The sequence below is a fragment of the Vibrio sp. FF145 genome (assembly GCF_041439075.1).
In the GTDB taxonomy this organism is placed as follows: Bacteria; Pseudomonadota; Gammaproteobacteria; order Enterobacterales; family Vibrionaceae; genus Vibrio; species Vibrio tasmaniensis_A.
Map to the genome: position 1 here is coordinate 70,941 of NZ_JBGONH010000016.1, position 11,201 is coordinate 82,141.

At 45.6% G+C, this 11,201-nt stretch carries 12 protein-coding genes; 6 read left to right on the forward strand and 6 right to left on the reverse strand.

Annotated elements, in window-relative coordinates:
• Positions 1 to 11: 11 nt before the first annotated feature.
• From ACED42_RS08400 to ACED42_RS08415, 4 genes are all read right to left on the reverse strand, one after another.
• Positions 12 to 224 carry a YheU family protein gene (locus tag ACED42_RS08400; RefSeq protein ID WP_010435208.1) on the reverse strand — a complete coding sequence of 71 codons (213 nt, stop codon included), beginning with the start codon at positions 222 to 224 and terminating at the stop codon, positions 12 to 14.
• Between the two features lie 95 nt (positions 225 to 319).
• The gene (locus tag ACED42_RS08405) at positions 320 to 1,312 is read right to left on the reverse strand and encodes a hydrolase (protein WP_009848922.1); all 993 of its coding nucleotides are present in this window, start codon (positions 1,310 to 1,312) and stop codon (positions 320 to 322) included.
• 277 nt (positions 1,313 to 1,589) lie between these two features.
• The gene (locus tag ACED42_RS08410; RefSeq protein ID WP_009848923.1) at positions 1,590 to 2,060 is read right to left on the reverse strand and encodes a TIGR02444 family protein; all 471 of its coding nucleotides are present in this window, start codon (positions 2,058 to 2,060) and stop codon (positions 1,590 to 1,592) included.
• Positions 2,057 to 3,979 (reverse strand): ABC transporter ATP-binding protein, encoded by a 1,923-nt coding sequence (locus tag ACED42_RS08415; protein WP_371702146.1) that lies wholly within the window; start codon positions 3,977 to 3,979, stop codon positions 2,057 to 2,059. Before ACED42_RS08415 ends, ACED42_RS08410 begins: the two co-directional genes overlap by 4 nt.
• A 174-nt stretch (positions 3,980 to 4,153) precedes the next feature.
• On the opposite strand from ACED42_RS08415, the gene kefG reads away from it, so the two are divergent.
• The 5 genes from kefG to ACED42_RS08440 all read left to right on the forward strand — a co-directional run bounded on the left by kefG (position 4,154) and on the right by ACED42_RS08440 (position 8,784).
• Positions 4,154 to 4,738, forward strand: a complete 585-nt coding sequence (gene kefG / locus ACED42_RS08420) for a glutathione-regulated potassium-efflux system ancillary protein KefG (RefSeq protein ID WP_371702148.1) — start codon at positions 4,154 to 4,156, stop codon at positions 4,736 to 4,738.
• Positions 4,725 to 6,521 carry a glutathione-regulated potassium-efflux system protein KefB gene (gene kefB, locus ACED42_RS08425; protein ID WP_371702150.1) on the forward strand — a complete coding sequence of 599 codons (1,797 nt, stop codon included), beginning with the start codon at positions 4,725 to 4,727 and terminating at the stop codon, positions 6,519 to 6,521. The genes kefG and kefB overlap by 14 nt, the downstream gene beginning before the upstream one ends.
• A gap of 176 nt (positions 6,522 to 6,697) precedes the next feature.
• A complete protein-coding gene (locus tag ACED42_RS08430; protein ID WP_012604925.1) occupies positions 6,698 to 6,898 on the forward strand; it encodes a YheV family putative zinc ribbon protein in 201 nt (66 codons plus the stop codon).
• A 94-nt stretch (positions 6,899 to 6,992) separates the two neighbouring features.
• Positions 6,993 to 7,583 carry a peptidylprolyl isomerase gene (gene slyD / locus ACED42_RS08435; protein ID WP_009848928.1) on the forward strand — a complete coding sequence of 197 codons (591 nt, stop codon included), beginning with the start codon at positions 6,993 to 6,995 and terminating at the stop codon, positions 7,581 to 7,583.
• A gap of 235 nt (positions 7,584 to 7,818) precedes the next feature.
• Positions 7,819 to 8,784 carry an isoaspartyl peptidase/L-asparaginase family protein gene (locus tag ACED42_RS08440; RefSeq protein ID WP_012604924.1) on the forward strand — a complete coding sequence of 322 codons (966 nt, stop codon included), beginning with the start codon at positions 7,819 to 7,821 and terminating at the stop codon, positions 8,782 to 8,784.
• 182 nt (positions 8,785 to 8,966) lie between these two features.
• Here ACED42_RS08440 and ACED42_RS08445 read toward each other — a convergent pair whose 3' ends face one another.
• Positions 8,967 to 9,194: a SlyX family protein gene (locus tag ACED42_RS08445; RefSeq protein ID WP_009848930.1), complete on the reverse strand. Its 228-nt coding sequence runs from the start codon at positions 9,192 to 9,194 to the stop codon at positions 8,967 to 8,969.
• Positions 9,195 to 9,199: 5 nt separating this feature from the next.
• The gene (locus tag ACED42_RS08450; RefSeq protein WP_009848931.1) at positions 9,200 to 10,177 is read right to left on the reverse strand and encodes a WD40 repeat domain-containing protein; all 978 of its coding nucleotides are present in this window, start codon (positions 10,175 to 10,177) and stop codon (positions 9,200 to 9,202) included.
• A 131-nt stretch (positions 10,178 to 10,308) separates the two neighbouring features.
• Here ACED42_RS08450 and fkpA point away from each other — a divergent pair, with 131 nt between their 5' ends.
• Positions 10,309 to 11,085: an FKBP-type peptidyl-prolyl cis-trans isomerase gene (gene fkpA / locus ACED42_RS08455; protein ID WP_009848932.1), complete on the forward strand. Its 777-nt coding sequence runs from the start codon at positions 10,309 to 10,311 to the stop codon at positions 11,083 to 11,085.
• The last annotated feature ends 116 nt before the right edge of the window (positions 11,086 to 11,201 follow it).

Below are 11,201 nucleotides of genomic sequence, written 5' to 3' on the forward strand. Positions count from 1 at the left end.
ATGAGCGCAGCTTAGAAGCGTTTTGTGACTTGAATATCAACGGTTTCATGCAGTTCAGAAAACACGATACTCACTTCTCCTGAGGCTAATTGATGTTTCACTTGGTCAATTTTGTTTTGCAGTGAAACTTCTACGTCACCATAGTCTGTACCTTCACGCAGTACGAATTCTTTGATGAGGTTTTCCAGTGTCTCTGGCGCAATGTCTTGCCACGGGATGATCATAAATACTTCTCTCTTTTATGTTCATGGATAGGTTTATTGTTGTAGAAATGAGTGAGCTTAGTAATATTTTTACTGCTATTTACTAAGGCTCGTCATTATGCCGAATCTTGTAGACTTTCATAGTAGGCGGGTAATGCTTCTTCTAACCAAAATCTTGGCTTGAGTGTGCTGCCGGTAATGAACCCCACATGACCGCCTTTTTGAAACAGTCGATAATCGATGTTATCAGGCAGAACGAACTTTGGAATCACATCATCGGTCATGAAAGGATCGTCCTTGGCATGAATGATCTGAGTTGGTAGTTTGATCTTCTTGAGTTTAGGCAGTGCGGAGCATTGTGCATAATAATCTTGGGCATTTTTGAACCCATGCAGAGGCGCCGTAATTTGTTCATCAAACTCATACAGTTTGGTGATCTTCTTAATGGTTTCCGCTGTGACCCCCAGCTTTTCCTGTAGCAGGTTAACTTTTTTCAAGGCGTTTGATTTTAGAGAGTTGAGTAGATACTTCTTATAGAGCTTGGAGAAGCCCTGCTCAATGCGACTAGAACAACAAGCCAAGTCAAATGGAGCTGATACTATGGTCGCCGCCGACAGCAATGGGTCGTCGGCATACTCAGCCAAATAATTCGCCAGCATGTTACCACCCAAAGAGATACCAACTGCAACTTTGGGGTTGCTGGGGAACTGCGCGTGCAGATGTCTTAGGAAAAAGCGCGCATCTTCGACTTCACCTGAATGGTATGCACGAGCCAAGCGATTTGGTTTTCCGCTGCAACCTCTAAAGTGCATCATCACTGATAGCCAACCATCTTTAGCAAATGCATTCATTAGCCCGTTGGCGTAAGGGCTCTCAAAGCTCCCTTCTAATCCGTGGAATAGAACGAATATTGGCTTGTTACTTTTATCATCATTGCTTGGCGTGTCACCGTCTGGCGATTCACTCCATGCAAGGTCTAGGAAATCGCCGTCGGGAGTTTCTAAGGTCTGCCATTGAGGAGCAAACAACGCCTGCTTTCTAATAAATCTTGGCACTAAGGTTTGTAAATGTGGATTCGATAGGCCAGCGGCAGCGGTAAATATTGTCATAAAAACAGTCCATGCTTCTTTTATGGGCTTTGATAAAGTGTTGAGCTTTTAGCGAAACGCCCACGTTTTTATTTGAGCTTGGTTGATTCTTAGCATAAGCGCAAGGGTTTCACTGATATGATCGACCAAAACAGGTGATGGGTAACTGGTTGAATAATATCAAGGTCGGGCGTATTAAAGACTCCCCCCAAATGTTTTTTAGTCAGCATGCGATCATGGTAACGAGCGAGCGCAGTTAAGCTTGGAGCTTGATTGAATAAAAGGAAAAGGAAATGCGTTAGGGCTGTGGTGCTGGTTCAGAAAAAGCGTCGTAGAGGTTTTCCGCCCCTAATAAACGACAGTACTGTAAAGCGAGCGGTGATTGTTGGTTCGCTGTAAGTTGAAGAGACTTAATGCAGTCGACGAGATCGGACTGTTGTTGCTTTTCAAGCTGCAGCTCAAATTGTAAGGCTTCACGGTAGAGTGAATCAACAACGTGTGCTTTGAGGTGTTTACGCAGCTCTCGATAACTATGAAGCAAGGTTTCAGAGCGACTTAAGCATTGTTGCACCTTGTGCCACTCCTCCTCAGCGAAAGAGAGTTGCTGCTCATCAAGCCATTTGAGAAGCAGCAGTAGATTGACGTTGCCATGGAATTGGTTTTGCAAAGCTAAGCACGCATCCTTAACACCGCGCACACTGTAATACTGAAGGCTAAATTGCCATAGTCGTTCCAGTGTTAGTGATATTGGTGCGTGCTCTGGGCTCATAAGCTATCCATATCCAGTTCCATCTGCTCAAGCTCTTCTTGAGTGGACATCCAATCCATTTCAACTTCTTCTAGCTGTGACTTACTGCTCGCTTGTAGAGCGAGTACTTTATTCAGTTTAGCCTTATTTTCAGCTTCATAAAGTGAAGTGTCAGATAATTGCTGTTCAGCCTCTTCAAGATCAAGCGTCAACTTATCCATTTTCTTTTCAAACTGAGTCAATTGTTTGCGAATCGGCGCGGTTAGTTTTCTGAACTCTGCTTCTTTACGTTTCTGATCTTTTTTTGCTGCTGCACTGTTGGCGCCATCTTTTGCTGGTGCCAATGCTTGTGCTTCTTTGCGCTCAACTTTCTGTTGTTCGGTTAGCCACTTGTAGTAATCGCTAAGGTCACCATCAAACGGTGCAACTTGACGGTCGTGTACAAGGTATAAATCATCAGTAGTGGCTCGAAGTAGGTAGCGGTCGTGCGATACGATAACCATCGCGCCTTCAAACGTCTGCAACGCAAACGTTAGTGCCTGACGCATATCGAGATCCAAGTGGTTGGTTGGTTCATCGAGTAGTAATAGGTTCGGTTTTTGCCATACCAGCAGAGCCAATACTAAACGTGCTTTTTCACCACCGGAGAACGGTGCCACTTTATCGAGTGCTTTTTCACCTTGGAAGCCAAAGCTACCTAGGTAGTCACGCAGTTGTTGCTCGGTGTGTTTTGGCGCAATCTGCATCATGTGCTGAAGTGGTGTCTCTTCCGGGTGCAGCGTCTCTAATTGATGTTGGGCAAAGTAACCCATTTTAACGCCTTGCGAATAGCTTAGCTCGCCACCTTGCTGTTTCAGTTCGCCTGAAAGTAGCTTAATCAGCGTCGATTTACCTGCACCATTTCGACCAAGCAAACCAATACGGCTGCCCGGTACTAGGTTTAGGCGAATCTTCTCTAGAATCAGGTTGTCGTCGTAACCCGCCGATACCTCGTCCATCATCATGATTGGGTTTGGTAGTGCGTCTGGTTCTCTAAATTCAAAGCTGAAAGGGTTATCAAACTGAGCGGGCAGTACTTGTTCCATTTTCTCTAGCGCTTTAATACGGCTTTGCGCTTGGCGAGCTTTTGAAGCTTTATAACGGAAACGGTCAATGTAGCTCTGCATGTGCGACATTTGTTTCTGCTGCTTTTGGTACATAGCTTGTTGCAGAATTAGCTTTTGCGCTCGTTGGGTTTCGAACGACGAGTAGTTACCTGTGTATTCATTGAGCAGTTGATTTTCAACATGCACGATGCGGTTGACGATAGGATCCAAGAAGTCCCTATCGTGTGAGATAAGAACGAGTGTGCCTGGGTAGTTTTGTAACCAGCGTTCTAGCCACATTACAGCGTCTAAATCCAAGTGGTTGGTTGGCTCATCGAGTAACAGTAGGTCACTGCGACACAGTAGGGCTTGCGCTAGGTTCAAACGCATACGCCAACCCCCTGAAAATTGAGTCAGGTTCCATGTCATTTGTTCTTGGCGAAAGCCCAGGCCGTCTAACAGCTCAGCCGCGCGTGCTTTGATGCTATAACCACCAATGGTTTCAATCTTGCCATGGATCTCTGCGACTAATGTGCCGTTGTCGGCTTGTTCGGCTTTCTCAAGTTGATCTTCAAGGCCACGGTATTCACGGTCGCCATCAATCACGTATTCAATTGCTGTTCTTTCTAATGCAGGTGTTTCTTGAGCAACCCAAGCCATTTCCCAATGGGCTGGTTTACTGAATGAGCCTGCATCAATAGACAGTTCGTCCTTAATTAGGGCGAACAGCGTAGATTTACCACAGCCATTCTTACCAACCAAACCGATCTTGTCGCCAGGGTGAAAAGTCGCAGATGCTTGGTCGAGGAGTGGCTTACCGCCGCGTAGCAATTGAATATCAGAGAAAGTAATCATAATTGAAATAGCATAGAAATTAGAGGTGAACAGACGCCTGCATAGTAGGCTGAAACCAGATAAAAGTCGATCACAATGCAATTTGCGTTATGATGCCAATAACATATTAGTAACTTTTGCTTAAATTCTTGTGGCCTTGCCACCGTTTAGCCTTCAAAGGAATGTTTCAAAGGAATGAGTAATACTCCCTCGACAGACAACCCCGTGTCAAAGGTGCTGGTCATCTATGCGCACCCAGAGCCGCAAACCTCTATCGCTAACCAGATCATGGTTAAAAAGATAGAGTCGCTTGGGAATGTCAAAGTCCACGATCTCTACGCCATCTATCCTGACTTCTTTATTGATGTGCCTTCTGAGCATGCATTGCTGCTTGAATATGATGTGATCGTGTTCCAACACCCTTTGTTTATGTATTCCTGCCCATCACTACTTAAAGAGTGGTTTGACCGAGTATTAGGCAAGGGTTTTGCGTTTGGTGAGCAAAGTGCGCTTAAAGGTAAACACTGGCGCAGTGTGATTACTACTGGTGGTAAAGAAGAGGCGTTTGGTGCCGCAGGCTATAATAAATATCCATTACAAGAGATTTTGCAACCATTCGAGCTAACTGCTGCTTTGTGTCAGATGCACTGGATATCCCCTTTGGTTTTACACTGGGCACGAAATGTCACCGATATGACGCGTTACCAACACGCAGAAGCGTATCGAAATTGGTTGCGAGACCCGCTACAAGATATAGGAGCGAATGATGGCTCTGACTAACGATTTTCTACAAAGTAGCGTTATATTTTTAGCAGCTGCTGTGGTTGCGGTTCCTATCGCACAGCGCGCTGGATTAGGGTCGGTACTCGGTTACTTATTAGCGGGTGTGGCGATTGGCCCGTGGGGGCTTGGTTTAATCAGTGATGTAGAGGCGATTCTACACTTCTCCGAATTCGGGGTGGTACTGCTGCTCTTCTTGATTGGTCTCGAACTTAATCCGAAAAAACTGTGGCAGATGCGAGCCCCCATTCTAGGACTCGGTGGCGCGCAAGTGCTGATCACCACTCTGATTATTACCACTATCGCGTGTATGTTTGGTTTAACTTGGCAAACTAGCTTAGTCATCGGTATGGGTTTAGCTCTGTCTTCGACCGCTATTGCCTTGCGTGTTATTGAAGAGCGAGAGCTTGGTGGCAAAGAAGCGGGGCAGTCAGGCTTTGCGGTATTACTTTTCCAAGATATTGCCGTAATCCCTATGTTGGCGATGCTGCCTTTGCTTGCTGGCAATACGGGTGGCAGTTGGGCTGACATGTTATGGATGCTAGGCGGTGTGATTGGCTTGCTTGTCGGTGGTCACTTCTTGTTGAGACCACTGTTCCGATATGTAGTCATGAGCGGCGTGCGTGAGTTGTTCACGGTAGCAGCGCTGTTATTGGTGATTGGTATTGCCGTCATCATGCAGCAGATTGGTTTGTCGATGGCATTAGGTACTTTCTTGGCGGGCGTACTTCTGGCTGAAAGTGAATATCGACACGAGCTTGAAATCGCGATTGACCCATTCAAAGGGTTACTGCTTGGCCTGTTCTTTATCTCTGTGGGTATGGCGGTAAACCTAGGTTTATTGGCAGAAAGTCCATTTGCAATACTTATCGCGGTGTCGTCTCTGGTCGTGTTGAAGGGCTTGGTGTTGTATGCGCTAGCTCGTATCTTTGGTACTCAAGCTAAAGCGCGCAGCCGTATGGCGATGATTCTCAGCCAAGGTGGTGAGTTTGCCTTCGTTATTTTTACCGCGGCGAGTGCACAAGGCATCTTAAGCGGCGACCAAGTGTCGTTCTTACTAGTGGTTGTGAGCCTTTCTATGGTGACCACGCCATTGATGCTTAAGCTGCAAGATCGCTTCTTTGCTCGTCAACTCAATCAAATCAGTGAAAGCGCGATGTCTTCGGATGTGGTTGATCGTAGCCCTCGAGTGATCATTGCAGGCTTTGGTCGTTTCGGTCAGATCATTGGTCGTCTGATGTATGCCAACAAGATTCGTATCACCGTCCTTGAAAGTGATGCCAGCCAAATACATATCCTTAGGAAGTTCGGCTACAAGGTATTTTACGGTGACTCGACTCATCTTGAATTATTACGCGCAGCCGGAGCTGATAAAGCGGAAGCGATCGTGTTGTGTACCGACTCTCCAGACGAAATCATGAAAACTGTCGACTTGTGTAAGCAGCATTTCCCACAGTTAAAGATTTTAGCGCGTGCTCGAAGCCGTGTTGAAGCGTATCAATTACTTAACCACGGTGTGAGCAACTACTCGCGTGAAACCTTCCTTGGGGCATTAGATTTAGGTCGTCAAACATTGACTGAACTTGGCATGCATCCATATAAAGCGAAGCGAGCAGAAGCACACTTTAGGAAACTGGATAATGGTATGCTGAAAGAGTTGCTGCCTCAGCATAACGAAGATGCCGAGTTAGCCCAAAGAGCGAAAGAGGCTCGCAAAGAGCTTGAAGAGATTTTTGGACACGAGATGGAAAACGATCACCAATCTCGAAACTATTGGCAGTAGCTTGAAGTGATAACTAATGCTTGAGCTTAGAAATGAAGCTTGGGCATAGACATATAGCTTGAGCTCTAGAAATAAAAGTCTAGATAACTGATCTAATAATAAACGTGGTCTCTGCTTTGTCTTTAATAGAGCTAGAGCGGAAGAACTGCGAATCCAGAGTAGTAAAGGATATCAACGTGAAACAGAAAAAACGCTTTATCGCAGGGGCGAGCTGCCCAAGCTGCAAGACTCAAGACACACTCCGCTGGTGGATTGAAAATAATATCGAGCTGGTGGAATGTGTCGATTGTGGCTTCACAGAACAGCGTAAACCGAAAACTGTAGAGAAATCTGAACACGCGAATCAAGAAATGATCGGTATTTTTAAGCCTGAGTGATTGAGTTTCGTCAATTGATCCCCATAATATCCGGGTACAGAATTTTTCCTAAGCTCAACTGTTCGAGCTTAGTCCAAACCTCCTTGGAGCTCTCATGAAAATTGAAAAGAACGTAGTAGTTAGTGTTGCATATCAAGTGAAACTTGAAGATGGCGTAGTAGTTGACCAATCAACTGCAGAAGCTCCACTAGATTACCTTCACGGTCACAACAACCTAATTACAGGTCTTGAAAAAGAGCTTGAAGGCAAAGTCGCTGGCGACAAGTTCTCAGCAACTGTTACTCCAGAAGACGCTTACGGCGAGCACAACGATGACCTAGTTCAACGTGTTCCTGCAGACGTATTCCAAGGTGTTGAGCAAATCGAAGTTGGCATGCGTTTCCTAGCGGATACTGACCAAGGTCCAATCCCAGTTGAAGTTACTGAAGTAGATGGCGACGAAGTTGTTGTTGACGGTAACCACATGCTAGCTGGCCAAACTCTAACGTTTGACGTTGAAGTTGTAGCGGTTCGTGAAGCGACTGAAGAAGAAGTTCAACACGGTCACGTACACCAAGAAGGCGGCTGTGGCGGTCACGACCACGATCATGATCACGAAGGTGGTTGCTGTGGTGGCGAAGGCCATGACCACGCTGAAGAGAAAAAAGACGGCTGCTGCGGCGGCGGTAGCTGTGGTTCTCACTAATACCGAATTAACGGTTTAGTTTAAGAATATTGAAAACCTCCCTTGTGGAGGTTTTTTTCGTTTAGGGTGCTAGCTTTTTGAGTTGGCTTTTCGTCTACCAAATTAATTGTCTGCAAATCTTAGTGTCCGCAAATCTAAGCGTTCGTAAATAGTTTGGTTTTCGCTATCAGACATCAAACCATGGATGTGGTATTGATAGCACAACATTATAAGTCGACGTCAGTGGAGAGTTTGTATGTCACAGCCTTTTTCAATTGCCATTCATGGTGGTGCAGGCACCATCATACGAGAGCAAATGAGTGATGAATTAAAAACGGGTATTACCGAGGCTTTGGAAAAATCGGTTTTGGCTGGCTATCAAGTATTACAGTCGGGTGGCGATGCGCTAGATGCAGTGGTTGCTTCAGTTAAGGTGATGGAAGACAGTCCCCACTTTAATGCCGGTAAAGGTTCTGTTCTGACTCATGATGAATTTGTTGAGATGGATGCTTCTGTGATGCACGGTCGTGAAATGGATGCGGGGGCTATTGCCGGTGTCCGCCATATCAAAAATCCAATTGAGCTTGCGCGTGATGTGATGCTTAAAAGCGACCATGTGCTGCTGATTGGTGAAGGCGCCGAGAAGTTTGCGTTTGAGCATGACCATACTTTCACCGAGCAAGATTACTTCTTTACTGAGCGTCGTTATGACCAACTTCAGTCGATGAAAGAGAAAGGTATTTTTGCTTTGTCTGAAGCGAAATATGATGAAGAGCAAGCTGATAAATATCCAGATGATAAAAAGTACGGCACGGTTGGCGCGGTCGCATTAGATCAAGCCGGAAACTTAGCAGCCGCAACCAGCACTGGTGGCGTAACCAATAAAAAATACGGTCGTGTGGGAGATTCTCCAATCATCGGTGCAGGCACTGTTGCTGAAAATGGCAACGTGGCCGTTTCAACAACAGGTATGGGGGAGTTCTTCCTTAGAAAGATGGTTGCCAGTGATGTGGCGGCACGAATGCGTTATCTCAAGGAAGATGTGCATACGGCTTGTGAAACGATTATTCAAGGTGAATTGAAAACCATGGGTGGTGAAGGTGGCTTGATTGCTATCGATGGACAAGGTGATATTCATTTCGGTATGAACAGTTCAGGAATGTACCGTGCGAGTGTTGATACTAATGGCTGCGTGGAAGTGAAAATTTATGCCGATGACTAAGTTTGTATTGCCTTAACTGACTTTAGTTGAATTAGCGCAGATTAAACAAACAAAAGGGCGACAGATAAGTATCTGTCGCCCTTTTGGTTCTCTATGTCCCGTCCTGACATGTGTTTACACATTGAGGACGAGAAACTAACGATATGCGTCGCTAGAATTAATTCGTTATCTTTAAACCGCACTTAATAGTGTGGGGGTGGCGTCTCTTCTGATGCGTCAGCGAGGTTTGAGCCATCCATATTTTTTACTTTGCCAACCACGAACTTCATCTGGTCTTGCATTCTCGTGATCAACATCTGTTGTTGGCTAAGCGCTTCATTAAGTTCTTCAATGGTTTGCTCTTGGAAAGCCAACTGACATTCTAGGTCATTCACGCGGCTTTCTAATTGTTCAACTCGCTTTTCTGTCATCGTTCTTAATCCACATTCCAAGCTTGGGCAATGCCCGCAGAGGTGCCCGATATCACACGGTTCTTATCATCAAAGGCTGCATCATACACTACCGCACGAGGAGGGCGAGCATCTTTTAATGGCTCGGCGTCGTGGCGAGAAATGCGTTTACCATCTTGAGTATTCCACACGCTCACTTGGCTAGATGGCGTACCTGTTACCAACATACTGCCGTCATCAGAAAAGCGAGCACTGGAGAATATCAGCTGTCGAGACCAGCTCTGCAATTGCGCTTGAGGTTCACCTGTCTCAAGATCCCAGATCATCGCTTGATTCCCTCCATCGGAGGTAAAAGCTAGCTCTCCATCTCGTTGTAAGGCAACTCGTACGACTCTTTGTTCGTGCTCGAATGTACGCAATACCAAGCCTGATTCGGTATCCCAAAGGTAAGCTTTATAGTCGTTACCGCCTGATAATGCGTAGCGCCCATTCGAAGATAGAGAGACGGAATTAACTTTTTCTCGGTGAGCGAGGAACTCCAGACGGCGTCCGGTGACTAAGTCCACATAGATAGCTTTGCCATTAGATAGGCCCAGCAGTACTTTTTCACCGTTGCTAGAGATATCAACATCGCGAATTAAGCCATCGGAAATCGACCATAGCCCTTCAGCTTGTGTCCAAGATAAGTCCCAAACGGCGAAATTCATCTGACTGGCGGTAATGGCAAAGCGACCATTGTCAGAGATGCGAATACGCGATACTTGATTTTCGGATTGATCTTGTGGACCAAGCTGAGCCAGTTCTTTGTTCTGGGCAAGATCCCAAAGGAGCAGCTGTTTTTGCTGCGAGTAGAGCAGCGCGAAGCGTCCATCTCTACTTAGGGCAAAGCTGGTGGCGCCGTTGGGTTCAATTTCCCAGCGTTGGTCATCATCTTGGAAGAAAAAGCAGCCATTTAACAAGGTGATGACAATCGTACATAGCAATGAGTGGAAAAATATTCGCATCACATCCAATAATCCGGTTTGTGTCGAAAGACATATGACTAGTATATTGTTATAACTAACGTATTCACACCAATCTAATCATTAGATTTGTGCACAATAACCAATGGCTTGGCCATTAATTGGAGAATTCAATGAAATCAGTTTTAAAAGTATCACTGCTTGCCGCAACGGTTATGCTAGCAGTTGGTTGTCAGAAAGAAGAACCAAAGGCAGAAGCTCCACAGGTAGAAGAAGTTAAAGTTGCAGCAGTAAACTTTAAAACAGAAGATGACAAAGCGGCATACGCAATCGGTGTATCTTTCGCTAACTACTTAAGCACAAGCATTGATAAGCCAAGCGAGCTAGGTATTAACCTAGACAAAGCGATGGTTCTTCAAGGTATCGAAGACGTATTCGCAGAGAAGACGGCACTTAACGAAGAAGAGACTCGTGCAGCTCTTGAAGCTCTAGACAAGCGTGTTGCTGAAACGATGCAAGCACAAGCGGCAGAAAAGTCTGCAGAAGTGAAGAAAGCGGGTGATGACTTCCGCGCTGAGTTCGCTAAAACTGAAGGCGTTAAGCAAACTGAATCTGGTCTACTTTACCAAGTAATGACGGCTGGTGAAGGCGCTTCTCCAAAAGACACTGATACGGTTCAAGTACACTACAAAGGTACGCTAACAGACGGTACTCAGTTCGACAGCTCTTACGATCGTGGCGAACCAGCAACATTCCCACTAAACCGCGTAATCCCAGGTTGGACTGAAGGTGTACAACTGATGCAAGTGGGTTCTAAGTACAAGTTCGTTATCCCGCCAGAGCTAGCATACGGTGAGCAAGATACACCGACTATCCCAGCTAACTCAACGCTAGTATTCGAAGTAGAACTACTAAACATCGATAACGCTGAAGCAGCTCCTGCACAATAATATCGGTTAAAAGCCTCGTACTAAAATACGTTGGTTGAATAAAAAGCCTAACTTTAAGTTAGGCTTTTTTTAGGTTCATCGCGGATTAGCGGGAACTTAAAACAAAAACGGTAGTA